The 24,803-nt window shown below is 72.3% G+C and carries 18 protein-coding genes; 4 read left to right on the top strand and 14 right to left on the bottom strand.

The features are described 5' to 3' along the window. Positions 1 to 5 precede the first annotated feature (5 nt). Positions 6 to 1,055: a PhoH family protein gene (locus ACFVQ0_RS29895; protein WP_390092305.1), complete on the bottom strand. Its 1,050-nt coding sequence runs from the start codon at positions 1,053 to 1,055 to the stop codon at positions 6 to 8. A 133-nt stretch (positions 1,056 to 1,188) separates the two neighbouring features. Further along, on the bottom strand, positions 1,189 to 2,292 hold the full coding sequence (locus ACFVQ0_RS29890) for a PfkB family carbohydrate kinase (RefSeq protein WP_390092304.1): 1,104 nt from the start codon (positions 2,290 to 2,292) through the stop codon (positions 1,189 to 1,191). Positions 2,293 to 2,626: 334 nt separating this feature from the next. On the opposite strand from ACFVQ0_RS29890, the gene ACFVQ0_RS29885 reads away from it, so the two are divergent. Further along, on the top strand, positions 2,627 to 3,982 hold the full coding sequence (locus ACFVQ0_RS29885) for an MFS transporter (protein WP_390092303.1): 1,356 nt from the start codon (positions 2,627 to 2,629) through the stop codon (positions 3,980 to 3,982). On the opposite strand, the gene ACFVQ0_RS29880 is transcribed toward ACFVQ0_RS29885, so the two are convergent. From ACFVQ0_RS29880 to hrcA, 9 genes are all read right to left on the bottom strand, one after another. Then, positions 3,946 to 4,938, bottom strand: coding sequence for an adenosine deaminase (locus tag ACFVQ0_RS29880; protein WP_390092302.1), 993 nt, complete (start codon positions 4,936 to 4,938; stop codon positions 3,946 to 3,948). The genes ACFVQ0_RS29885 and ACFVQ0_RS29880 overlap by 37 nt on opposite strands. A gap of 33 nt (positions 4,939 to 4,971) precedes the next feature. After that, positions 4,972 to 5,880, bottom strand: coding sequence for a ribonuclease Z (locus ACFVQ0_RS29875; RefSeq protein ID WP_390092301.1), 909 nt, complete (start codon positions 5,878 to 5,880; stop codon positions 4,972 to 4,974). Between the two features lie 18 nt (positions 5,881 to 5,898). Next, on the bottom strand, positions 5,899 to 6,258 hold the full coding sequence (locus ACFVQ0_RS29870; RefSeq protein ID WP_390092300.1) for a histidine triad nucleotide-binding protein: 360 nt from the start codon (positions 6,256 to 6,258) through the stop codon (positions 5,899 to 5,901). 108 nt (positions 6,259 to 6,366) lie between these two features. Next, a complete protein-coding gene (locus ACFVQ0_RS29865; protein ID WP_390092299.1) occupies positions 6,367 to 9,579 on the bottom strand; it encodes a S41 family peptidase in 3,213 nt (1,070 codons plus the stop codon). A gap of 76 nt (positions 9,580 to 9,655) precedes the next feature. Continuing rightward, a complete protein-coding gene (locus ACFVQ0_RS29860) occupies positions 9,656 to 10,162 on the bottom strand; it encodes a hypothetical protein (protein ID WP_390092298.1) in 507 nt (168 codons plus the stop codon). A 133-nt stretch (positions 10,163 to 10,295) separates the two neighbouring features. After that, positions 10,296 to 11,042: a 16S rRNA (uracil(1498)-N(3))-methyltransferase gene (locus ACFVQ0_RS29855; protein ID WP_390092297.1), complete on the bottom strand. Its 747-nt coding sequence runs from the start codon at positions 11,040 to 11,042 to the stop codon at positions 10,296 to 10,298. After that, positions 11,039 to 12,112, bottom strand: a complete 1,074-nt coding sequence (locus tag ACFVQ0_RS29850) for a nitronate monooxygenase (protein WP_390092296.1) — start codon at positions 12,110 to 12,112, stop codon at positions 11,039 to 11,041. Before ACFVQ0_RS29850 ends, ACFVQ0_RS29855 begins: the two co-directional genes overlap by 4 nt. 114 nt (positions 12,113 to 12,226) lie before the next feature. Continuing rightward, complete coding sequence (gene dnaJ, locus ACFVQ0_RS29845; RefSeq protein WP_311305754.1) at positions 12,227 to 13,363, bottom strand: molecular chaperone DnaJ; 1,137 nt, start codon at positions 13,361 to 13,363, stop codon at positions 12,227 to 12,229. Next, positions 13,364 to 14,380, bottom strand: a complete 1,017-nt coding sequence (gene hrcA / locus ACFVQ0_RS29840; protein WP_073735980.1) for a heat-inducible transcriptional repressor HrcA — start codon at positions 14,378 to 14,380, stop codon at positions 13,364 to 13,366. A gap of 186 nt (positions 14,381 to 14,566) precedes the next feature. Between hrcA and ACFVQ0_RS29835 the strand changes: the two genes are divergently transcribed. The 3 genes from ACFVQ0_RS29835 to ACFVQ0_RS29825 all read left to right on the top strand — a co-directional run bounded on the left by ACFVQ0_RS29835 (position 14,567) and on the right by ACFVQ0_RS29825 (position 19,115). Then, positions 14,567 to 15,289, top strand: coding sequence for an MBL fold metallo-hydrolase (locus ACFVQ0_RS29835; RefSeq protein ID WP_390092295.1), 723 nt, complete (start codon positions 14,567 to 14,569; stop codon positions 15,287 to 15,289). 25 nt (positions 15,290 to 15,314) lie between these two features. Next, positions 15,315 to 16,133 (top strand): DUF3097 domain-containing protein, encoded by an 819-nt coding sequence (locus tag ACFVQ0_RS29830; protein ID WP_390092294.1) that lies wholly within the window; start codon positions 15,315 to 15,317, stop codon positions 16,131 to 16,133. A gap of 117 nt (positions 16,134 to 16,250) precedes the next feature. Further along, positions 16,251 to 19,115 (top strand): hypothetical protein, encoded by a 2,865-nt coding sequence (locus ACFVQ0_RS29825; protein WP_390092293.1) that lies wholly within the window; start codon positions 16,251 to 16,253, stop codon positions 19,113 to 19,115. A 31-nt stretch (positions 19,116 to 19,146) separates the two neighbouring features. Here ACFVQ0_RS29825 and hemW read toward each other — a convergent pair whose 3' ends face one another. From hemW to ACFVQ0_RS29810, 3 genes are all read right to left on the bottom strand, one after another. Further along, positions 19,147 to 20,379 (bottom strand): radical SAM family heme chaperone HemW, encoded by a 1,233-nt coding sequence (hemW, locus tag ACFVQ0_RS29820; protein ID WP_390092292.1) that lies wholly within the window; start codon positions 20,377 to 20,379, stop codon positions 19,147 to 19,149. 49 nt (positions 20,380 to 20,428) lie between these two features. Then, positions 20,429 to 22,336: a SpoIIE family protein phosphatase gene (locus ACFVQ0_RS29815; RefSeq protein ID WP_390092427.1), complete on the bottom strand. Its 1,908-nt coding sequence runs from the start codon at positions 22,334 to 22,336 to the stop codon at positions 20,429 to 20,431. 342 nt (positions 22,337 to 22,678) lie between these two features. Next, complete coding sequence (locus ACFVQ0_RS29810) at positions 22,679 to 24,568, bottom strand: AMP-dependent synthetase/ligase (protein ID WP_390092291.1); 1,890 nt, start codon at positions 24,566 to 24,568, stop codon at positions 22,679 to 22,681. Between the last annotated feature and the right edge of the window lie 235 nt (positions 24,569 to 24,803).

The raw sequence follows: 24,803 nt of genomic DNA, 5'->3' as shown, positions 1-24,803 counted from the left end.
CGCTGCTACTGCTTCCCGTTGTGACGGCCCTGGCCCTTGCCGGCCGGGCCGTGCTGCTCGCCTTGGCTGTCGTACTTCTCGTACGCGTCGACGATACGGCCGACGAGCTTGTGCCGGACGACATCCTGGGACGTGAGCCGGGAGAAGTGCACGTCGTCGATGCCCTCCAGGATGTCCTGCACCTGACGCAGACCGCTCTTGGTCCCGTTCGGCAGGTCGACCTGGGTGACGTCGCCGGTGACGACGATCTTCGAGTCGAAGCCGAGCCGGGTGAGGAACATCTTCATCTGCTCGGCGCTGGTGTTCTGCGCCTCGTCCAGGATGATGAAGGCGTCGTTCAGGGTCCTGCCGCGCATGTACGCCAGCGGCGCGACCTCGATCGTCCCGGCGGCCATCAGCCGCGGGATCGAGTCGGGGTCGAGCATGTCGTGCAGCGCGTCGTAGAGCGGGCGCAGGTACGGGTCGATCTTGTCGAAGAGCGTGCCGGGCAGGAAGCCGAGCCGCTCCCCCGCCTCGACCGCGGGCCGGGTCAGGATGATCCGGCTGACCTGCTTGGACTGCAGGGCCTGGACCGCCTTGGCCATGGCGAGGTAGGTCTTGCCGGTACCGGCGGGGCCGATGCCGAACACGATCGTGTGCTTGTCGATCGCGTCGACGTACCGCTTCTGGTTGAGGGTCTTCGGGCGGATCGTGCGGCCGCGGCTGGAGAGGATGTTCTGGGTGAGCACCTCGGCCGGGGTCTCCGCGCCGTCCGCCTGGCCGTTGTCGCTGGCCCTGAGCATCGCGATCGAACGTTCCACAGCGTCCTCCGTCATCGGCTGACCGGTGCGGAGCACCAGCACCATCTCGTCGAACAGGCGCTGGATCAGGGCGATTTCCGCCGCGTTCCCCGTCGCGCTTATCTCATTGCCCCGGACGTGGATATCGGCTGCCGGGAACGCCGCTTCGATCACGCGCAGCAGCGAGTCGCCCGATCCGAGGAGCATCACCATGGGGTGTGCGGCCGGGATCCTGATGTGGGCACGCGCCTGCGGCTGTGTTGGTGTCTGAGTCATGGGCCGGCCCTCGGGCCTGCGCATACCTCCCGTTGCAGGGTTCTCGCTGCTCGACAACCTCTGGAGTACCAAGCCTACGACTCCGTCACGACAACACCGAGAGGTTTTCCCGGGTGGCAGGCGGCCCGCCCGGTCATGGCCGGAAGCCGATCGTCGGGACGGCCCTGCGCAGCGGCCAGTGCCGGGCCGCGGCCGGGAGCAGGTCCTGGAGGAACGCGTACCGCCGGAGCGCCGCCGGGTCCTGGTCCGCGCAGGTGCGGACCTGCTGCCACCAGGCGGCGATCTCCGCCCAGCCGGGGGCCGAGAGCGAGCCGCCGAACTCCTGGACGGAGAGGGCGGCGGTGAGTCCGGCTAAGGCGAGCCGGTCCGCGAGCGGCCAGTTGGCCAGGGTGCCGGTGACGAACCCGGCGACGAAGACATCGCCCGCGCCGGTGGGGTCGAGCGCCTCGACCGCGATAGCGGGGACCTCGGCGGCGGTCCCGGTGGACGAGTCGACCGCGTAGGCGCCCTCGGCACCGAGGGTGACGACGGCGAGCGGTACGTGCTCGGCGAGCGCGTGCGCGGCGGCGCGGGGGCAGTCGGTACGGGTGTAGCGCATGGCCTCCTGCGCGTTGGGGAGGAACGCCCGGCAGTGCGCCAGGTCGGTCAGCCCCGCCAGGTCCCAGCGGCCCGTCTCGTCCCAGCCGACGTCCGCGAAGACCATGGCGCCGCTGCGGGCGGCCGAGGCCACCCACGGCTCGCTGCGGCCCGGGACGAGCGAGGCGATGGCGGCGCGGGCCCTTGGCGGGCACTGGGGGAAGGCGGCGGCGGCCGGGCCGGGTTCGGCCGGCGGCGGGGCCTCGTGGCCGTGCGAGACCATCGTCCGCTCGCCCTCGTACGCCATGGAGACGGTCACCGGGGAGTGCCAGCCGCGCACGGTGTGCGACATCGAGAGGTCGATGCCCTCGCCCTGCTCCAGGGCGTCCCAGCAGTACTCGCCGTAGTGGTCGTCACCGAAGGCCGCGGCCAGGGAGGTGTGCAGGCCGAGCCGGGCGAGGGCGGTGGCCATGTTGGCGACCCCGCCGGGGCTGGAGCCCATGCCGCGCGCCCAGGACTCGGTGCCGCGCACGGGGGCGCTGTCCAGGCCGGTGAAGATGATGTCGAGGAAGACCGTGCCGGTGAGGAAGACGTCGCAGTCCGGGTCCTGCGGCGCGCGCAGCCCGTCCAGTGGGTCGATTCCTGGCATCCCAGTGCTCACCTTGCACTCCCCGGTCGTGGCAGTTCCGGCCAGTGTGCCCGATTCACTCCGCCGTTCGGGGGGTCCACGCCGAGTCCGTTCACACGGAGCCTGACCTGCATAAACATGCGTTGCTACCCGCATATCAACGTGACAAACACATAAGTGGCTTAGATCACAGCGAGGCGACTTTCGGTCGGGCGGGGGCGCTTGATACAAATTGGCCCGCGAGCACCGTTGGAGGCGTTTTCCGACGAGTGCGTCGACTTCTTCGCATTTCCTTCATTTTCTGCGTTTTCGCCTTACCCCCCCTCTGTCTTCTCCCGCCTCTTCTGGCATGTCTTCAGGAACGCCCATGTCCTCGCGCCCTCGCGCCGCGTGGCCGCTGGTCGCCGTGTTCACCGCCGGCTACCTCGCCTCATATCTGCTCCCCACCATCGTGGGGAGGCTCTCCGTCTATCTGGGCCTCAGCCCGGCCCAGGGTGGTCTCGTCGGCAGCGCCCTGCTGCTGAGTTCGGCCTGTGCCGGGTTCTGCCTGGCGGGCCGGGTCGAGACGTACGGGCCGCGCAGACCCGCGCGGATCGGACTGACGCTGGCCGCGCTCGGCTACGGCTGCGCGGCGCTGGCCGGTTCCGTACCGCTGGTGGTCGTGGGCGTGGTCGTCGGCGGCTTCGGCTCCGGCGCGGCGACCGCGGTCGCCGCGGCGGGCATCGCCGCCCAGCGCGATCCGCACCGGACCTCGTCCCTGGGGCTGCTCAGCGTCTCCGCGACCGCCGGGATCCTCTACCTGACGATCCCTCACCTGGGCGGCGGCCACCGGCTGCCGTTCGCCTCGATCGCCCTGGTCGCGCTCCTCGTCTGGCCCGCCACGTCCCGGCTGGGCGGTGCGGTGCCCGCGGGTCCCGCCGTCCCCGCCGCGGGCCGGCTGCCGCACCGCCGCTCAGGACTGGTGCTGGCGGGCGGCATGCTGATCTGGTCGATGGCGCAGAACGCGCTGTGGGGCGTCAGCAGCCGCATCGGGATAGTGCAGGTCGGGCTCTCCGAGGTCTCCATAGGAGCGGTCTTCGCCGCCGCGCTCGGCGCCGGGCTGCTCGGCGTGATGGGCGCCGGGCTGCTGGGCGCGCGGCTCGGACGCGCGGTCCCGATCGGGCTGGGCACCGTGATCATCGCGGCGATGATCGTGCTGAGCTCCTCCGCGAGCGGCCTCCGCTCGTTCGCGACCGGCGAGATCGTGTGGAACACCTTCTACCCGGTGGTCCTGTCCTACCTGATCGGTCTGGCCGCGTCACTGGACGTACGAGGCCGCTGGGCGGTCCTCGCGGGCTCCGCCTCCTCGGTGGGCGTGGCCTGCGGGCCGCTGCTGGGCAGCGTGCTGTCCGAGGCGTCCGGCTATCCGGTGATGGGGCTGGTCCTGGGCGCCGTGACCCTGCTGGTCGCGGTCCCGGTGACGGCGGTCGCCCTGCACACCGGTGGCCGTCCGCTGGTGCCGGGTTCGGTGCGCCGCAGGGGCGGTGCTCCGGCGGCCCTGCTCGCCGTCACCACCGGTGCGGTGCCCGGTGCCGTGCCCAGGCTCGGCGCGCCCGAGCAGGCCGTCACGGAGCTCAGCCTGCCCGAGCTGCGCCGCAGGCGCCTGGTCAGGAGTGCGTTCCGGACGGCCGGCCCGGCCGGGGACGGTCAGTCGAACGCGTACGCCTCGACCTCGGACAGGTAGCGCGCCCTGCGCTCCTCGTCGTGGTCGAGGAAGGCCGCCTCGAAGGAGTTGCGGGCCAGGGTGCGCAGCTGTTCGCGCTCCAGGCCGAGCGCCTCGTGGACGGCGTGGAAGGTGTCTCCGACGTACCCGCCGAAGTAGGCGGGGTCGTCGGAGTTCACCGTGCAGAGCAGCCCGGCGTCCATCATGGCCCGCAGCGGGTGCTCCTCCAGGGTGTCGATGGCCCGCAGCCGTACGTTGGACAGCGGGCAGAGGGTGAGCGGCACCCGCTCTGCGACCAGCCGCTCCACCAGCTCCGGGTCCTCCATGCAGCGCAGCCCGTGATCGATGCGCTCCACTCCGAGGACGTCGAGCGCCTCCCGGATGTACTCCGGCGGCCCCTCCTCGCCCGCGTGCGCGACCTTGCGCAGCCCGAGCGCGTCCGCGGCGGCGTACACCTCGCGGAACTTGGCGGGCGGGTGGCCGACCTCCGCGGAGTCCAGGCCGATCGCGCTGATGCGGTGCAGATGGGGCTTCGCGGCCTCCAGGGTCTCCAGCGCGGATTCGGCGGAGCGGTCGCGCAGGAAGCACATGATCAGCTGGGTGGAGACACCGTGCTTCTCCTCGCTGTGCTCCAGCGCCCGGCCGAGTCCTTCGACGACCGTGCCGATCGGGACGCCCCTGGCGGTGTGCGCCTGCGGGTCGAAGAAGATCTCCGCGTGCCGCACGCCCTGCGCCGCGGCGCGGGCGAGGTAGGCGTCGGCGAGCTCGGTGAAGTCGTCCTCGGTCCGCAACACCGCCATCAGCGCGTAGTACAGGTCGAGGAAGCTCTGCAGGTCGTCGAAGAGGTAGGCGGTGCGCAGCTCCTCGGTGTCCGCGTAGGGCAGTCGTACGCCGTTGCGGGCGGCGAGCGCGAAGGCCAGCTCGGGTTCGAGGGTTCCTTCGATGTGGAGGTGGAGTTCTGCTTTGGGGAGGTGCACGGTTTCTCGCTAACGCAGGTGTTACTGGTGTTGTTACTGGTGACGCGTGGGGACCGGGACGGTGATCAGGTCCCGGGCGACGGTGAGTTCGCCGTCGAATCCGGTGGCGCGGGCCTGTGCCTCGAACGCCTCCTGGTCCGGGTAGCGCTGCGAGAAGTGGGTGAGCACGAGGTGCCGTACGCCCGCTTCCCGCGCCACCCGGGCCGCCTGTCCGGCGGTGAGGTGGCCGTGGTCGGTGGCCAGCCGTTCGTCCTCGTCGAGGAAGGTCGACTCGATGACCAGCATGTCGCATCCCTCGGCGAGCGCGTACACGCCGTCGCAGAGCCTGGTGTCCATGATGAACGCGAACCGCTGTCCGCGCCTGTGCTCGGAGACGTCGTCGAGGGTGACCCCGCCGAGGGCGCCCTCGCGCTGGATCCGGCCGATGTCGGGTCCGGCGATGGAGTGTTCCGCGAGCCGGGCGGGCAGCATGCGGCGCCGGTCGGGTTCGACGAGGCGGTAGCCGTACGACTCGACGGGGTGGGACAGCTTGTGGGCGCTGAGCGTGTACGCGTCCGTGGTGGCCAGCGGTCCGTCGGCGGCGACCGGGGCCTGGTCCAGCTCGACCGACTCGCGGTAGGCGGTCGCGTACCGCAGCCGGTCGAAGAAGTGCTGTCCGCTCGCCGGGTAGTGCGCGGCGACGGGGTGCGGGACCTGGTCGAGGTTGATCCGCTGGATCACCCCGGCCAGGCCGAGCGAGTGGTCGCCGTGGAAGTGCGTGACGCAGATCCGGTTGATGTCGTGCGCGGCGACACCGGCCCGCAGCATCTGGCGCTGGGTGCCCTCGCCCGGGTCGAAGAGGAGCCCCTCGCCGTCCCAGCGCAGCAGGTAGCCGTTGTGGTTGCGGTGCCGGGTCGGGACCTGGCTGGCGGTACCCAGGACGACGAGTTCACGTGCGGACACGGTGTGCGGTGGTCCGTTCTAGCCAGGGGGCCACTGGAGGCCGCGGCCGCCCAGGACGTGGGCGTGCGCGTGGAAGACGGTCTGCCCGGCGCCCGCTCCGGTGTTGAACACGACCCGGTAGCCGGTGTCCGCGATCTTCTCGTCGGCGGCGACCTGCCCGGCCTCGCGCACCACGTCCGCGAGGACCTGCGGTTCGGCGGCGGCCAGGGAGGCGGCGTCGGGGTGGTGGAGGCGCGGGATGACGAGTACGTGGGTGGGGGCCTGGGGGTTGATGTCGCGGAAGGCGACGGTGGTGTCGGTCTCCCGGATGATGGTGGCCGGGATCTCACCCGAGACGATCTTGCAGAACAGGCAGTCGGGCTGCGGTTCTCCTGCCATGGGGGGGGGCTCCTTGGGTCTCGGGTGATCCGTTACGGAGCAGCCTAGCGGGCGTACCCGGACCGCAGGCGCGGGGCGGTCCGGGAGCCGCCCCACCCCCACATGTCGTTACGGCAGCGGCGGCGCCGTCTTCGCCGGGGTGGAGGCCAGCGACTCCAGCGCGATCCGGATCGCCTCGTCCAGCTGCGGGTCCCGTCCCGCCGCCCGGTCCTGCGGCGTCATGACGACCTCGACGTCCGGATCGACCCCGTGGTTCTCGACGCCCCAGCCGTACCCCTCCATCCAGAAGGCGTACTTGGGCTGGGTGACCAGCGTGCCGTCCACCAGCCGGTACCGGCTGTCGATGCCCACCACGCCGCCCCAGGTGCGGGTGCCGACCACCGGGCCGATGCCCATCAGTTTGATCGCCGCGTTCACGATGTCGCCGTCGGAACCGGAGAACTCGTCCGCCACCGCGACGACCGGCCCGCGCGGCGCGTCGCCCGGGTAGCTGTGGGGCTGCCTGCCACGGGGCAGGTCCCAGCCGACGATGCGGCGGCCCAGCTTCTCCACGATCAGCTGCGAGATGTGGCCGCCCCGGTTCTCCCGGACGTCCACCACCAGCCCTTCGCGGGCGACCTCTGTGCGCAGGTCGCGGTGGATCTGGGCCCAGCCGGGTCCGGCCATGTCGGGGACGTGGACGTAGCCGAGGCGCCCGCCGGAGTGCTCGTGGACGTAACGGCGCCGGTCGGCGACCCACGCGTGGTAGCGCAGCGGTTCCTCGTCCGCGATCGGTACGACGACGACATGGCGCGGGTCGCCGCCGTCGGCCGGGGAGACGGTCAGCTCGACCGGGTGCCCGGCCGAGCCGGTGAGCAGCGGTCCGGGGCCGGTGATCCGGTCCACGGGGTGGCCGTCGACCGCGAGGATCGCGTCTCCGGGGCGGACGGCGACGCCCGGTGCGGCGAGCGGTGCGCGGGCGGCCGGGTCGGAGGTCTCCGACGGCAGGATCCGGTCGATGCGCCAGTTCCCGTCCTCGGCGCGGGAGATGTCGGCGCCGAGCAGGCCCTGGCGGGCCGAGTCGTCGTGCCAGCCGCCGGCCGGGTGCACATAGGCGTGGGAGGTGCCGAGTTCGCCCTGTACCTCCCACAGCAGGTCGATGAGGTCGTCGTGGGTGGCGACGCGCTCCAGCACCGGCCGGTAGCGGTCCAGGACTCCGGTCCAGTCGACGCCTCCCATGTCGGGGCGCCAGAAGTTGTCCCGCATGATGCGCCCGGCCTCGTCGAACATCTGCCGCCATTCGGCGGCCGGGTCCAGGGTGCGGCGGATCCGGGAGAGGTCGACGGTGACGCTGCCGTCGGCGTCGTCGTCGTCGGAGCCGGCCGCCACCCGGCTGTCGGACGGTACAACGCGCAGCGTGCCCCGGCTGTGCAGCACCAGCCGCCTGCCGTCGCCGCTGACCGCGAACCGGGCGACGTCGGAGGCGAGTTCCTCGCAGCGCAGCTTCTCCAGGTCGTACCGCTCCAGCACGGTCTCTGGGCGGCGGGCGTCGGGCGTGGCCGCGCTCGTGCCGAGCACCCCGACGACCGGGTGGCGCAGCCAGAGGAGTCCGTCCTTGGCGGCCCGCAGCGAGGAGTAGCTGGCCGCCTCCACGGGCAGGGCGACGATCCGGTCCGCGAGGCCGTCCAGGTCGATGCGGGTGACCGGGAGCGCGGTGGGGTTGTCGTCGCCCTCGCCGCTCTTCTCCCGCTCGGTCGGGCGGCCGTGCAGCTGCGGCCCGAACGGGGAGGGGGTGGTCGCGGCGAGCGTCAGCAGGTGCGGCCGGCAGCCGCCGATGAAGGCCAGGTCGAAGACGTGTGAGTCGTAGACCGGGTCGAAGGCCCGCTCGGAGAGGAAGGCCAGGTGCTTTCCGTCGGCGGTGAAGGCGGGTGCGAAGTCCCGGAACCGCAGCGGGGTCGCCTCCGCGACCGTCAGCTCCGCCAGCTGGGCGAGCTTGAGCTGACTGAGCGGCTCGGGGCCGGGGTGCGACCAGGCGAGCCAGGAGGAGTCGGGCGAGAAGACGAGCCCGGAGACGTCGCCGTGCTCGCTGCGGTCGACCTCGTGGACCTCGCCGCTCTCCCGCTCGACGATCAGCACCCGGCCGTCGTGGGCGGCGACGGCGAACCGGCTGCCGTCGGGGGCGGGCGCCAGGTCGAGGACCCGGCCGATCCGGCCCGCGGCGAGGCGGCGCGGTACGGCGTCGGGCGAGGTGCCGGTGGCGGGTGCGCACTCCAGCGCGTCGTCGCCCTCGGCGTCGGTGACCCAGACGACGTGCTGGTCCCCGTCGGCCTGGAAGGTGCGGGGCAGCCTGGCCCGTACGCCGGGTTCGACGGCGAGCGCGCGGGCCGGGCCCTCGCGGTGGGTGACCCAGTGGACGGCTCCGCGGGACCCGACCGCACTGCCCCGCCCCGTGCGGTCGGGGGACGCGGCGCTCAGGTGGCTGCCGGCGTGCACGGGGTGCGGCTGGAGGTCGGCGCGCTGGCCGCCCAGCCGGATGCCGAGGCGGCGGGGGCCGTCGCTCTCCAGGCTGTCCAGGAGCCACAGTTCACCGGCGGACGCGTAGGCGACCCGGGTGCCGTCGGTGCCGGCGTGCCGGGCGTAGAAGCCCTCGACGCCGGTGTGCCGGCGCAGCTCGGTGCCGTCGGGCAGGGAGGAGTAGAGGGCGCCGACGCCTTCGTGGTCGGAGAGGAAGGCGATGCGCCCGCCCACCCACATCGGGCACTCGATGTTGCCGTCGAGCTCCTCGTTGACCCGGACGAACTCCGCCGGGTCCCCCTCGGCCGCGATCCAGAGCTTTCCGGCCGTGCCGCCCCGGTAGCGCTTCCACTTGGCGGCCTCGCGCCCCATGGTGGCCGAAAGCAGCAGGATCCGTCCGCCGGGCCCGTACGCGAGGGAGCCGACCGGCCCGTACGGCAGGGTCCGGGCGGGCCCGCCGTCGACCGGTACGGCGCGGGCCCAGGTGCGGCGCAGCGAGACCTGGCCCTGGGTGCTGAGGACCAGCACCTCGCCCTCCGGTGTCCAGCCGTGGACGGCTGTCTGCGCGTCGCCCCAGTAGGTCAGCCGCTTGGACGGGCCGCCGTCGACGGGGGCCAGGTGCACCTCGGGCGCCCCGTCCCGGGTGGACGTCCAGGCGACGAGAGTGCCGTCGGGCGATATCCGCGGCTGGGCCACGGGTCGGTTGTCCGCGCTGACACGCCAGGCTCGGCCGCCGTCGAGCGGCGCGAGCCAGACGTCGTCCTCTGCGGTGAAGGCGATCAGGTCGCCCTGGACATGGGGATACCGGAGGTAGGAAGGCTGCGTCACAGCGATCACCCTAGGCCGAGGTCGCGGCCGGGGAAACGGAGTTGGCCGGAGTACGACTCCGTCGGTGCCCCGCCGCTCACTTGCCCTGCGGCGATTCGGTCACCGTCACCGTGACCGTCACGGTCGGCCGGGCGCCTCCCCCGCTGCCGCCCGCGCTGCCGCCCGCCGGGGGCCGGGGCGGCGCGGACGAGGAGGGCGCGGCGTCGCAGTTGCCGAGCATCGTGGCCCGGAAGACGGTCTTCCCGTCCGCCTTCGCGGTCATGTCACCGCTGACGCACCGGCCTTCGACCTCCCGGTCGACCTTGCCGTCGAGGCTGATGTCCTTGCCCTCCTTGGTGCGGCCGTTGCAGTCCACGTCCGCGATCCGGCTGGTGGCGGGGGTGGACGAACCCGTCCGGGAGCCGGTGCCCGCGCCCCCGCCGGTGCGTGCCGTGCAGCTCAGCCACTGCACGTGCACCCCTTCGTGCTCCAGCGCGCGGGTGGCGGTCTGATCGGTCGTCACCGCGATGGACGCGGAGTTCAGGCCGTCGACCGGGTCACAGGCCGAGAGTCCGGCGACGACCGTGCCGGTGAGGCAGATCACGGCCGGAAAGCGTCGGATCCTTCGAATGCGCCATGCCCTTGATGTCCCCATACGGGCAGCTTCCCACCGCTCCTGACGGTGCGGTAGACCGCTTGCGGCCAGAACCGGCCAAGGTTCGGGGAAACGGCCCGATTCAGGACCAGCGGCCGGTGCGGCCGAGCAGCAGGGCCGTCGCCGCCGTGCCGGCCGTGGACGTACGCAGTACGGTCGGCCCGAGCCGGCAGGTCCGGGCCCCGGCGGCGGCGAACGCGGTCAGCTCCTCGGGCGAGACGCCGCCCTCCGGCCCGACGACCAGCACGATCTCGCCCGCTTCCGGCAGCTCCACGGTGGCCAGCGGCTCGCCCGGATAGCCGCGGTCCTCGTGCAGTACGGCCGCGAAGTCCGCGGTGGCCAGAAACGCGGCGACCTGCTTGGTCGTCATCGCGTCCGCCACCTCGGGGAACCGCACCCGGCGCGACTGCTTGCCGGCCTCGCGGGCGGTGCCGCGCCACTTCGCCAGCGCCTTGAGGCCCCGGTCGCCCCTCCACTGGGTGATGCAGCGCCCGGCCTGCCAGGGGACGATCGCGTCGACGCCGGTCTCCGTCATCGTCTCGACGGCCAGCTCGCCCCGGTCGCCCTTGGGCAGGGCCTGGACGACGGTGATGCGGGGGCTGGGGCGGGGTTCCTCGTGGACCGGTTCCAGGCCGTCGAGCACCAGCCGGTCCTTGCCCTCGGCGGCGGACACCACGCCCTGCGCCCAGCGGCCCCGGCCGTCCGTCAGGACGACCTCCTCCCCGGCGTGCAGGCGGCGGACCGAGACGGCGTGCCGTCCCTCCGGGCCGTCCAGGACGAACCCGGGCCCCGTGGGCATCTCCTCGACGACGAAGACGGGTGCCGTCACTGCGTGCTCCTTGTGCTCACTGCCGCCCGTGCGGCGTCCAGTTCCTCGACGAGCAGGGCGACGAGCCGGCCGGCCGTCAGCTCGCGTGCCATCCGGTGCCCCTGGCCCGCCCACAGCGCCATGCCCTGCGCGTCCCCGGCCTTGGCCGCCGCCTTGCGCAGCGGTGCGGTCAGCTGGTGGATCTGCGGGTAGGCGGCGGGGGCGTACGGCCCGTGCTCGCGGACGAAGCGGTTGACCAGGCCGCGGGCCGGGCGCCCGGAGAAGGCCCGGGTCAGGGTGGTGCGGACGAACAGCGGGTTGGTCAGGGCCTGCTTGTGCAGCAGGTGGGCGCCGGACTCCGGGCAGATCAGGAAGGCGGTGCCGAGCTGTGCGGCATCGGCCCCGGCCGCGAGGACCGCGGCGATCTGGGAGCCGCGCATCAGCCCGCCGGCGGCGATCACCGGGATCTGCACGGTCTCGCGGACCTGGGCCACCAGGCTGAGCAGCCCGGTGCCGATCCCGTCGGCCTGCGGGTCGTCGCGGTGGGTGGACTGGTGGCCGCCCGCCTCGATGCCCTGGGCGCAGACCGCGTCGGCACCGGCCCACTGTGCGGCCTGGGCCTCCTCCGGCGTGGTGACCGTCACGACGGTGTACGTGCCCGCGGCGGCGAACGCGTCGAGGGTGTCGCGGGTCGGGCAGCCGAAGGTGAAGGAGACGACCGGGACCGGGTCCTCCAGCAGGATGGCGAGCTTGGCCTCGTAGCCGTCGTCCCCGTCGGACTCGGTCTCGCCGAGCGGGGTCTCGTACCAGGTGGCCTCGCCCGCGAGCTGGTGCCGGTAGACCTCGACGGCGCTCGGGTCGCCGAGGTTGGGCTGCGGCATGAAGAGGTTGACGCCGAAGGGCTGGCCGGTGAGCCCGCGGACCTGTTTGACGTCGTTGTACATGCCGTCCGCGGTCTTGTACCCGGCGGCCAGGAAGCCGAGCCCGCCGGCCTCGGCCACGGCTCCGACGAGCTGCGGGCAGGAGACTCCGCCCGCCATCGGGGCCTGCACGATCGGATACCGGCAGAGATCGGTCAACGCGGATGGCATGACGGCATCGTGTCATGCCCGTCCTGTCCCGTGATGCGCACCCCGTGACCGCGATATGTCCGCAATGCCGTACGGGCCCGGAAAACCGGGCCCGTACGGTGGTGACGCGTGGGATCAGCGCCCGTTGAAGGCGTCCTTCAGACGGGAGAACAGGCCCTGCTGGCCGGGCTGGAACTGGCCGGTGGGCCGCTCCTCGCCGCGCAGTTTCGCCAGCTCCCGCAGGAGGCGTTCCTGCTCGGGGTCCATCTTCGTCGGGGTCATCACCTCGACGTGCACGATCAGGTCGCCGCGACCGCCGCCCCGCAGGTGGGTGATGCCGCGCCCGTGCAGCGGGACGGACTGGCCGGACTGGGTGCCCGGCCTGATGTCGACCTCCTCCAGGCCGTCGAGCGTCTCCAGCGGCACCTTGGTGCCGATGGCCGCCGCCGTCATGGGGATGGTGACCGTGCAGTGCAGATCGTCGCCGCGCCGCTGGAAGACCGCGTGCGGCAGCTCGTGGATCTCGACGTAGAGATCACCGGCGGGGCCGCCGCCGGGGCCGACCTCGCCCTCGCCCGCGAGCTGGATGCGGGTGCCGTTGTCGACACCCGCGGGGATCTTCACGGTGAGGGTGCGCCGCGAGCGGATGCGGCCGTCGCCCGCGCACTCCGGGCAGGGGGTCGGCACGACCGTGCCGAAGCCCTGGCACTGCGGGCAGGGCCGCGAGGTCATGACCTGGCCGAGGAACGACCGGGTGACCTGGGAGACCTCGCCGCGACCGCGGCACATGTCACAGGTCTGGGCCGAGGTGCCGGGTGCGGCACCCTCTCCGCTGCACGTCGTGCAGACGACGGCCGTGTCGACCTGGATGTCCTTGGTCGTACCGAAGGCCGCCTCCGCGAGGTCGATCTCCAGCCGGATCATGGCGTCCTGGCCGCGCCGGGTACGCGAACGGGGCCCGCGCTGCGACGCCGTGCCGAAGAACGCGTCCATGATGTCGGAGAAGTTGCCGAAGCCGCCCTGTCCGAATCCGCCCGCGCCACCTCCGCCCGAGGCGGACAGCGGGTCGCCGCCGAGGTCGTAGACCTGCTTCTTCTGCGCGTCCGAGAGGACCTCGTACGCGGCGTTGATCTCCTTGAACCGCTCCTGGGTCTTCGGATCGGGGTTCACATCCGGGTGCAGCTCGCGTGCGAGCCGCCGGAAGGCCTTCTTGATCTCGTCCTGCGAAGCGTCGCGGCGCACGCCGAGTACGGCGTAGTAGTCCGTGGCCACTTACGACTCCGCCAGGATCTGTCCGACGTAACGTGCCACTGCGCGTACCGCTCCCATCGTTCCGGGGTAGTCCATGCGGGTCGGTCCGACCACGCCGAGTTTGGCGACTGCCTCGTCGCCCGAACCGTAGCCGACCGCGACGACGGACGTGGAGTTGAGTCCCTCGTGGGCGTTCTCATGCCCGATTCGTACGGTCATGCCCGAGTCCTTGGCCTCGCCGAGCAGCTTCAGCAGCACGACCTGCTCCTCCAATGCCTCCAGCACCGGCCGGATCATCACGGGGAAGTCGTGCCCGAAGCGGGTGAGGTTGGAGGTGCCGCCGATCATCAGCCGCTCCTCCGTCTCCTCGACGAGGGTTTCGAGCAGGATCGAGAGCACGGTGGACACGGTCGCCCGGTCCTCGCTCTCGAAGGATTCCGGCAGGTCCTGCACCAGCTGCGGGACGTCCGCGAAGCGGCGTCCCACCACCCGGCTGTTGAGCCGGGCCCGCAGATCGGCGAGAGAGGTCTCACCGAACGGCGTCTGGCAGTCGACCAGCCGCTGTTCGACCCGGCCGGTGTCCGTGATCAGCACGAGCATCAGCCGGGCGGGGGCCAGGAGCAGCAGTTCCACGTGCCGCACCGTCGAGCGGGTCAGCGAGGGGTACTGCACGACGGCGACCTGCCGGGTCAGCTGCGCGAGCAGCCGTACGGTCCGTCCCACGACATCGTCGAGGTCGACCGCGCCGTCGAGGAAATTCTGAATGGCCCGGCGTTCCGGCGACGACAGGGGCTTGACGCCCGCGAGCCGGTCGACGAAGAGCCGGTAGCCCTTGTCCGTCGGGATGCGTCCCGCACTGGTGTGGGGCTGGGCGATGAAGCCCTCGTCCTCCAGCACCGCCATGTCATTGCGGACGGTGGCCGGGGAGACTCCCAGCTTGTGCCGTTCCGTGAGCGCCTTGGAGCCGACGGGCTCCTCGGTGCCGACATAGTCCTGGACGATGGCGCGCAGCACTTCGAGTCTGCGTTCGCTGAGCATCGCGCACACCTCCAGCTGTCTACCTCGGTCGATCTCGGGTCGTTCCCGGGACTCCTCCTGGCACTCTGTCCATTCGAGTGCCAGCAATCTCCCCGGTCAGTGTACGGCGACGGGGTGGGCCCCTAGCAAGGGCGACCGGCCACGCTACCGCGAGACCGCGCAGGTCGTTGCCGATAGCGTCGCCGTATGGACGTCGCTTGGGAAGAGTTCGGCTGGGAGCGGTTGGGTGACGGAATGGGCCGGCGGCGGCTGCCGGGCTGGGACGCGACGGCCGCGCTGGTGGCGGGAGCGGACGGGGTGCTGCTCTGCGACACCGGCTCGACGCTCCGGGAGGGCGCCGAACTGCGTGACCAGATCGACCGGCTGACCGGCCGGAGGGTGACACATGTCGCACTGAGTCATCCGCATTTCGACCATGTACTGGGCACGGCCGCCTTCGCCGGGGCGCGGGTGTACGGGGCGGCCGGACTGGCGGAGCTGCTGCGGACGGAGGCGGAGGAGCTGCGCCGCTCGGCGGTCACGCACGGGGTGCCGGAGCGGGAGGCGGCGGAGGCGGTGGCGGCGCTGGTGGTCCCTCGGCACGAGGTGCGCGGGGAGCTGACGCTCGACCTGGGCGGCGGCCGCCGGGTGGTGCTGGCGGAGGTGGGCCCCGCGCACAGCGGGCACGATCTGGCGGTGCTGGTGCCCGGCTCGCCCCCGGTCGTCCTCTGCGGCGATCTGGTCGAGGAGTCCGGCGAGCCGCAGGCCGGTCCGGACGCGGTCGCCTCCCGCTGGCCGGCCGCGCTGGACCGGCTGCTGGCGCTGGGCGGCGAGGACGCGCTGTACGTGCCGGGTCACGGAGCGGTGGTGGACGCCGCGTTCGTCCGGGCGCAGCGCGACGCGTTGGCGCACCGCTTCGGCGTGTCGTGAGGCCGTCGCGTCCTATCGTCGTGCGATGCGCAGCTATCAGCCGGACCTGACCCCGCCGTGGAAGAAGTCCGCCCCCGCCCCCGAAGTGCCCGCGGAACCGGATCTGGTCGTGGAGGAGGCCGTCACCGGTTTCTGCGGTGCGGTGATCCGCTGCGAGAAGACGGCCGAGGGGCCGACGGTGACCCTGGAGGACCGGTTCGGCAAGCACCGGGTCTTCCCGATGACGCCGCGCGGCTTCCTGCTGGAGGGCCGGGTGGTGACGCTGGTGCGGCCGTCGGCCGGCGGACCCGTCCGCCCCGCCCGTACGGCGTCCGGCTCGGTGGCGGTCCCCGGGGCGCGGGCGCGGGTGGCGCGGGCGGGGCGGATCTACGTGGAGGGGCGGCACGACGCGGAGCTGGTCGAGCGGGTCTGGGGCGACGACCTCCGGATCGAGGGTGTGGTCGTCGAGTACCTGGAGGGCATCGACGACCTCCCGGCGATCGTGCGCGAGTTCTCCCCGGGACCGGACGCGCGGCTCGGCGTGCTGGTCGACCATCTGGTGCCGGGTTCCAAGGAGTCCCGCATCGCGGCGCGGGTGACGGACGGGAACGTCCTGGTGGTCGGCCATCCGTACATCGACGTGTGGGAGGCGGTGAAGCCGTCGTCCGTGGGGATCGGCGGCTGGCCGGTGGTGCCGCGCGGCCAGGACTGGAAGACCGGCGTGTGCCGTTCGCTGGGGTGGCCGGAAAACACCGGTGCGGCCTGGCAGCGGATTCTGTCCTCGGTCCGCTCCTACCGGGATCTGGAGCCCGAACTCCTGGGCCGGGTCGAGGAATTGATTGATTTCGTCACGCTTCCCGCCTGATGTCCTACGGGTCTTCCCGCCAATCCCGGGCTGATCCCTACAATTCCCCGCGCCTCGCACGCATCATCGGTTATTGAGTGTTTCCTGGCTCTTTTCGCGAGGGAAGGCACGGGGGCGATGGCGCGCGAGGTGTGGCGGGACAGTGCGGACAACGAGGCGGCCTCGGCCGTCTTCCACTTCGTGCAGCAGCTGATCGACCGGTACCGGGACAACCGGCCGGTGATGCCGTTGGTGGTCCTCCAGGCCGCCGACGCCGACGTCCCGTCCGCCGTGGATGCCAGGGTCGAGCAGATCGTGCGCCAGATCCACCACGCCAACCAGCTGCGCCGGGTGCCGCTGAAGCTGCTCGACGGCCGTGGCGAGACGCCGTACGAGGCGGCTCTCGACATGGTCCGCACACTGACCGAGAAGCCGTGGGAGACCCGGAGCAGCTCGCAGTACAAGCCCTTCGGCTTTCCCCGCTCGCGGCTGCTCGGCGCCATCGAGCAGGCCACCGCCGCCGTGGTGCGGGAGCCGGACCACGGCGGCTCGCCCGATGAGCGCGACGAACGGATCCTGGAGCAGCTGAGCACCCTGCGCTGGCGGGTCGGCCGGCACGGTCCGCGCAACTGGCTGGGGGCGTTCCGGGAGTCGGTGCGGCCGGAGACGTTCCTCGGGGCCGTCGTCATCGCGGTGCTCGGTGTGCTGCTCGGCGAGATCGGCTGGGTGCCCACCGTCCTGGTGGCCGTGGGCGCGGTGCTGGGGCTCGCCGTCGTACGGCTGGTGACGACGTCGGCGCCGCCGCTGCTGTGGCTGCGGCGGGCCAGCAGGTGGTTCGCCACTACCTCCTCACTGGCCGCGGCGAGCACCGGGTACCCGTCCGACGGCTGGTCCCGGTTCTCGCCCAGCGGGTCGTGGCGGGTCATCCGGGTCCGGGCCGCTGTGGTCGCGGGGCGGGTGGCCGACGCGGCGGCGGGCGACGAGCAGTCCCGCCAGTTCCACCTGGAGCTGCGGGTCCAGGCACTGCTGGAGGACCTGCGGAACAACTACCGACCCCACGCGCTGGACTGGCGGCGCGGGAAGCGCACCGTACCGCCCGTGGTGTTCCTGCCCACCGCCTGCCAGAGCAACGGCGGCATCCAGCTGATCAACGCCATCAACAACGTCCGCTCCCGGCGCAGCGAGGTGGACCCGCTGCTGCTCCTGGCCTCGCTGCCGGCCGCCGAGATACTGCGGCACACCCCGCCGCTGCCCGCGGAGCCGCTGCCCACGCACACCGGCGCGGCGCGGGCCCGTTACGACGACTGGATCAGCCACCTCAGCATCGGGCAGTCCCCGACGGCCGCCGCCACCCTCGCCTGGGTGCTGCGGCTGCCGCTCTCGACCGAGCAGCTGACCCATGAGCACGCGCACGCGCAGCTGGTCACGGAGCGGGTGCGCCGGACGTGGATCTGGTGGGTGATGTCGCGTACGACCCTGGCGGGCCTCCTGGTCGGCGCCCTGCTGGCCACGTTCCTGGTGAGCGGTGAGCTGGCGGACCGGTACTGCCACGGTCCGCTCACCGATGTGAACACGGACTCGGTGAGGCTCGTGGGGCCCGGCGGCGGGCCGAAGGAGTGCATAGGCGTCTCGACGACGACGCGGGTGCGTTTCGCGGCGGGCAACGATCTGTCGCTGGACGGCTCGGGCAAGGGCGTCACGTTCGACCGGATCGAGCGGGCGGTGGAGGAGGAGAACGCCGCCATCGTGCCCGGCGACGACTACGTCACCGTCATCTACGCGGGCCCGTTCACCGCCACGTCCCCGGAGGGCACCCGTAAGGCCCTGGAGGAGCTGACGGGGGTGTACCTGTACCAGCACCACACCAACAAGCTGGACTTCTCCGTCAAGCTCAAGGTGCTGACCGCCAACGGCGGGCAGGACATGCTCCAGCAGATACCGGCGGTGAAGAAGATCATCGAGGTGGCGGCGGAGGACCCCAGCGTCGTCGGTGTGGTCGGGCTCGGGCGCGACACGACCGACAGCCCGGAGGCCACCGAGCTGCTTCAGGAGGCCGGTCTCCCGGTGGTGGACACGACCAACTCCGGGGGCTACCTGGCCAAGGGCTACTCGAACTACTTCGGCATCGCGGCGACCGACGAGGAGCAGGCGGACGCGATGGCCCTGGTGGCCCGGCAGGTGGCCGGGAAGTCCGCGCACCCGCGCGCCCTCGTGCTCTCCCGGCGGCTCGACAACAACGACAAGGACCGCTACACGGTCGAGCAGCGCAAGGTGGGCGGCGCGATGCTGAAGAAGGCCGGGTTCAAGCTGTCGGAGCTGGCGGAGTACAGCCTCGGCCGCCGCAACAGCGCCGATCTCGACAAGCCGGTCCAGAAGATCTGCGAGGCGGACCCGGCACCGGACGCCCTGTACTTCGCCGGGCGGGTCGAGGACGTCAACAATCTGATGGGCCGGCTCGCCCAGGGCTGTGCGGGGAAGCCGATCACGGTCTTCACCGGCGACGACCTGACCAAGGCCCGGTTCGCGGACAACACCGATCTCGCGGAGGACGTCACGCTCTACCACACGGCCCTGGCCCCGATGGGGCGCGGCCGGGCCGACGGTTTCTACCCGGACGCGCACCGGACCCTGGAGGGCCTGCTGCCGGAGGGCCGGACCCTGCCCAGGCTGCCCGCCACCAAGGCCTATCAGGACGGCCTGTTCGCCAGCGGGCAGTCCGTCATCTCGTACAGCGCGACGGCCGCCCTCTACGACGCCGCCAGCCACGGCGACACGATGAACAGCGCCGCCGAGACGTGGGCGAACCTGTACGCGGTGAACCTCCAGTCGATGCCCACCGGAACCATCACGTTCCGCGGCTTCATCCCGTACGAGGCGCAGGCGGGCCACGGTCTCGACGTCGTCGAGATCACCTATCCGGACGGCCGGATCCACAGCAGGGTGATCTGCGGCCGGGCCGCCGGGGCCAACGGGCTCACCCCGGCCGGCTGCCCGGTGGGGTGAGCCCGCCCAGGTATCCCCTGGCCGGTCCCGCTCAGTCCACCAGGTCCCGCACGACCGCGTCGGCCAGCAGCCGACCGCGCAGGGTCAGCACGGCCAGGCCGGCCGCGAACGGGCCGGGCTCCAGCAGACCGTCGTCGACCGCGCGCCGGGCGGCCGCGAGCCCGGCCGGGGCGAGCAGGGACAGCGGGCAGCCGTCGGAGAGCCGCAGCTCCAGCAGGATGCGCTCGACGCGGCGGTCCTCCGCGGAGAGGATCTCGCGGCCCGCCCCGGGCGACCGGCCCTCGGCCAGCGCCTGCGCGTACGCCCCCGGGTGCTTCACGTTCCACCAGCGCACGCCGCCGACGTGGCTGTGCGCCCCGGGTCCGGCGCCCCACCAGTCGGCGCCGCGCCAGTACAGCTCGTTGTGCAGGCAGCGGCCCTCAGGCGTCCGGGACCAGTTCGACACCTCGTACCAGGAGAAGCCCGCCGCGGCCATCGCCTCGTCCGCGATGAGATAGCGGTCGGCGTGCGCGTCGTCGTCCGTCATCGGGATCTCGCCCCGCTTGATCCGGCGGGCCAGCTGGGTGCCCTCCTCGACGATCAGGGCGTACGCGGAGACGTGGTCGGGCCCGGCGCCGATCGCCGCGTCCAGCGAGGCCCGCCAGTCGTCGTCGGACTCGCCGGGGGTGCCGTAGATCAGGTCGAGGTTGACGTGCTCGAAGCCGGCCGCCCGCGCCTCGGCGACACAGGCCTCAGGGCGGCCCGGGGTGTGCGTGCGGTCGAGGATCTTCAGTACGTGCTGCCGGGCGCTCTGCATCCCGAACGAGATCCGGTTGAAGCCGCCCTCGCGCAGCTCCGCCAGGTAGGCCGGGCCGACCGACTCCGGGTTGGCCTCCGTGGTGATCTCGGCGTCGTCCGCGAGGCCGAACTCCTCCCGGATCGCGCCCAGCATGGAGACGAGATCTGCGGCGGCCAGCAGGGTCGGCGTACCGCCGCCGACGAAGACCGTACGGACCGGCCGGGGGTCGTCGCCGAGGACCTTGCGGGCCTGGCGGACCTCACCGATCAGATGGGAGGCGTAGTTGTCCCGGGAGGCCAGGGCGCCCCCGGAACCGCGCAGCTCGGTGGCGGTGTAGGTGTTGAAGTCGCAGTAGCCGCAGCGGGTCGCGCAGTACGGCACATGCAGGTAGAAGCCGAGCGGCCGGTCCGCGGCGCCTTCCAGGGCATGGCGGGGCAGCGCCCCGTCGTCGGGCACGGGCTCACCATCGGGCAGTACGGAAGGCATACCGTCCATTGTCGCGCGCCGCCCGGCGACCGGACGCCACGCCGTCACGTCACTCCGTCCGGAGGGCCTGGAGGACCAGGAGCGCCAGGTCGTCGTCCGGCGGGCGCTCCGCGAAGGAGTGCACCGCCTGGTTGATGTGGTCCGCGATCCCCTCGGCACTGAGCCCGGCGCAGTCCGCCAGCGCCTGCGCCAGCCCGTCGCCGTCGTCGAACATCACCGGCCCGGAGCGCCGCTCCGTCACCCCGTCGGTGACGCACAGCAGGCTGTCGCCGGGCGCCAGGTCGAAGCTCTGGCTCTCGTACGTCGCGTCGTCGACGACACCGAGCAGCAGCTGGGGCTCCGCGGCGATCCGCACCGTGCCGTCCGGGCGCAGCAGCAGCGGCAGCGGGTGGCCGGCGCTCGCCAGGGTGCAGCGCGCGCCCCCGTCCGGCAGCGGAACGAGCTCCCCGTACAGCAGGGACAGGAACCGGGGCCCGCTCTCCGCCGACTGCTGGCCGCCCGCGGCGGCCACCATCAGCGCGGCCGCCTCCGCGGCCTCCATGGCGTCGTCGAGGAGCAGCCGGTTGAGCCGGACCAGCACCTCACCGACCTGGAAGCCCTCGCGGGCCAGCAGCCGCAGCCAGGGGCGGGCGAGGCCGGTGACGACGGCGGCCTCGGGACCACTGCCCTGGACGTCGCCCAGGACGAAGCACCAGCGGTCGCCGGGGCACGGGAAGATGTCGTAGAAGTCACCGCCGACCACCCCGTCGTCGCTGGGTTCGTACACCAGTGAACTGGCCACGCCCGGTATGTCGGCGACCTTGCTGGGCAGCAGCCCGCGCTGGAGGATGCGGCTGATGGTGGCCTGCCGGGTGTACGCGCGGGCGGCGCCCACGGCGAGGCCGACCCGGCGGACGAAGTCCTCTATCAGGGCGGTCACCTCGTCGGGGACGCGGGCGATGCCCTCGCGGCCGACGAGCACGGCGCCCAGGGTGCGGCCGCCGGAGGTGATCCGGTAGGCCAGGGCGACGCCGTCGCTCCCGTCGGCCGGGTCCGCGTCCTCCGCGCTGCCGGGCCACGGGATCGAGACGGGGCCGGTGCCGACCCGCTCGGGGAGCCGCAGCGGGTCGCCCTCCAGCACCTCGCGCAACGGGTCGGTGCGGTTCTCGTCGATGTGCCAGACCTTGGCGAGCCGGGGGACGGCCGCCCGGCCGCCGCTCTCCGGCTCCAGCCAGATCGCGCACCAGTCGGCGAGCCTGGGAACCAGTAACTGTCCGGCGAGCGCGGCCACGATGTCCTCGTCGAGCTGCCCGGCCAGCAGGTCGGAGGCCTCCGCGAGGAACGAGAGCGCGCCGCGTCCGGCCCAGTCCGCGTCGTCCCGCAGGGCGCGCCGGGCGGTGGGGGCGAGGAGTTCGGCGGCGCGCAGGCCCTGCTGGAAGCCCGGCTCGGCGCGGGCGTCCGCGAAGGGGTTCCAGTCGTCGACGGGGAGCCGGGCCCAGACGGTCTTGAGGCCGGTGCGGTAGGTGATGCCCCAGCGCTCGGAGAGGGTGGCGACGAGTTCCAGCCCGCGCCCGTACTCGGCGGGCTCCCCCGGTCCGGCCGCGCCCTCAAAACCGGCGCTGCCGTCGCTGCGCACGGCGCGGGCCGGGTGGTGGTCGGAGACCTCCAGCACCAGCGCGGACGCCTCTTCCTCCGTCGCCTCCTCCAGCCGGAAGAGCAGTTCTACGTTGGTCCCGGCGTGCACGACGGCGTTGGTGACCAGTTCGCTGACGATCACCGCCGCGTCGTCGGACAGCCGGTCGCTGAACCCCACCGCCGCCGGCAGGCCGAGCCCGCTCCATTCTGCGAGCGCCGCCGCGACGAACCGCCGGGCCGCGGCGGGCGCGAGCAGGTTCCCGGGCAGACTCGTACGGGCGACCGGCTGGGTGCCCGTGGACTCGGCGCTGGTTCCGGGACGTTGCACGATGTCCCGCTGCAAGGGAATGGACCCCACCGGGCGGCTCCTGACCTGTTCTGGCTCTGCCTGTTCTCGCTCTTGCGCCGCTGACGACAGGGACAGAGTGACAGATCGGCCCACCCCGCACGCGCCGAGTTACCGAAGTGAGCGAAGAAGCGAGCGCCGGAGCGCACGCCGGGGCGGGCGTGGGGGGCGCATCCGGCCCCCACGCCGGAGCGCGGGGGCCGGACAGCCGGAACGGGAGTGGCGGGGCGGCCGAAACAGGAGTGCCGGGACGGCCGGAACCGGGCGGTCGGCGGCCGGAACCGGGTGGCGGGCCCGGGTGGCGGGCCCGAGGGGTGGGCCCGAGGAGTGGGGCCGCCCTCACGCCTCGCGGGAGCCCGCGTACATGTCCTCGATCAGATTCTTGTAGGCGCGCTCCACGACGGGCCGCTTCAGCTTGAGGCTGGGCGTCACCTCACCGTGCTCGATGTCCAGGTCACGCGGGAGCAGCCGGAACTTCTTGATGGTCTGCCAGCGCTGGAGACCCTCGTTGAGGCGCTTCACATAGCCGTCGATCAGCTCGACGGTCTGCGGGGCCGCCACGACGTCCGCGTACGACTTGCCCTCCATGCCGTTCTCCGCGGCCCAGCCGAGGATGGTCGGCTCGTCGAGGGCGATCAGCGCGGTGCAGAAGTTACGGTCCGCGCCGTGCACCAGGATGTTGGAGACGAACGGGCACACCGCCTTGAACTGGCCCTCGACCTCGGCCGGGGCGATGTACTTGCCGCCCGACGTCTTGATCAGGTCCTTCTTGCGGTCGGTGATCCGGAGGTAGCCGTCCACGGACAGCTCGCCGATGTCCCCGGTGTGGAACCAGCCGTCGGCCTCCAGCACCTCCGCGGTCTTGTCCGGCAGCCCCTGGTAGCCCTGCATCAGACCGGGGCCGCGCAGCATGATCTCGCCGTCGTCCGCGATCCGCACCTCGGTGCCGGGGAGCGGCTTGCCGACCGTGCCGGTGCGGTAGGCCTCGCCCGGGTTGACGAAGGAGGCGGCGCTGGACTCGGTGAGGCCGTAGCCCTCCAGGATGTGGATCCCGGCGCCCGCGAAGAAGAAGCCGATGTCGGGTGCGAGGGCCGCGGAACCGGAGACGCAGGCGCGGAGCCGGCCGCCGAAGGCCTCGCGGATCTTCGCGAAGACCAGGGTGTCCGCGACCTTGTGCTTGGCGCCGAGCGCGAAGGGCACGGAGGCGGTGCCGGTGCGCCGGAAGTTGTCCTGGGAGACCTTCGCGTACTCGCGGGCGACCCCGGCCGCCCACTGGAAGATCTTGTACTTGGCGGGGCCACCGGCACGGGCCTTGGCCGCGACGCCGTTGTAGACCTTCTCGAAGATCCGGGGGACGGCGGCCATGTACGTCGGCTGGACGACCGGCAGATTCTCGATGATCTTGTCGACCCGGCCGTCGACGGCGGTGACGTGCCCCACCTCGATCTGACCGGAGGTGAGGACCTTGCCGAAGACGTGCGCGAGCGGCAGCCAGAGGTACTGGACGTCGTCCTTGGTGATCAGGCCGGTGGAGACGGTGGCCTTGGCCATGTACGACCAGTTGTCGTGCGGGAGCCGTACGCCCTTGGGACGGCCGGTGGTGCCGGAGGTGTAGATGAGGGTCGCGAGCTGCTCGGGGGTGATCGCGTCGACCCGCTCGGTGATCGCGGCGGGGTTCTTCGCCAGGTGCTCGGCGCCCCGCGCCTCCAGATCGGCCAGCGTGAGCACCCAGCCCTCCGGGTCGCCCTCGGCCGGTCCGGCGCCCTCGGCGTCGATGACGACGACATGGGCGAGGTCCGGCAGCTCGGCACGGCGCTCCCGGGCCTTGGCCAGCTGTACGGCGTCCTCCGCGATCAGTACCCGGCTCTGGGAGTCGGAGAGGATGAACGCCGACTCCTCGGTGTTGGTGGAGGGGTAGATCGTGGTGGTCGCGGCGCCCGCGCACATGACGCCGAGGTCGACGAGGATCCACTCGACCCGGGTGGACGCGGCGAGCGCGACCCGCTCCTCGGGCAGCACCCCCAGCGAGATCAGCCCGGCCCCGATGGCGTACACCCGCTCGGCGGCCTGCGCCCAGCTGAGTGACTTCCACTCGTCGGTGCCCCGGCCGTCGGCCGGGGGGACGGGGTAGCGGTACGCCTCGGCGTCCGGGGTGGCGGCCACCCGGTCGATGAAGAGGGTCGCCACGGACGGCGGACGGTTCTCGATCATGGTCTGTGCGTCGCTCACGACATCCTCCGGGCCTACGGCAGTGCTTCACGACCGGCTGCTGGTTCGCGGGTTGCTCTCCGCGCGTGTCTGGTGCTTGGTCCTACTGGTGCTTGATCCTGCTGTGCTTGGTCTTGCTTGTGCTTGATCCTGCTCGCTGATCCGCTTGTTTAACTCATGAGTAACTACGAAGTCGTGATCAGGGTAGAGCGCCCGCGTCCGCCGCGTAAGGGGCAATCGAACCCCGCTTCATAAC

Origin of the sequence: Streptomyces sp. NPDC057900 (assembly GCF_042887885.1) — a bacterium.
In the GTDB taxonomy this organism is placed as follows: domain Bacteria; phylum Actinomycetota; class Actinomycetes; order Streptomycetales; family Streptomycetaceae; genus Streptomyces.
Note: the sequence above shows the minus strand (reverse complement) of the source record. Positions and strands in the feature narration are given on the sequence as shown.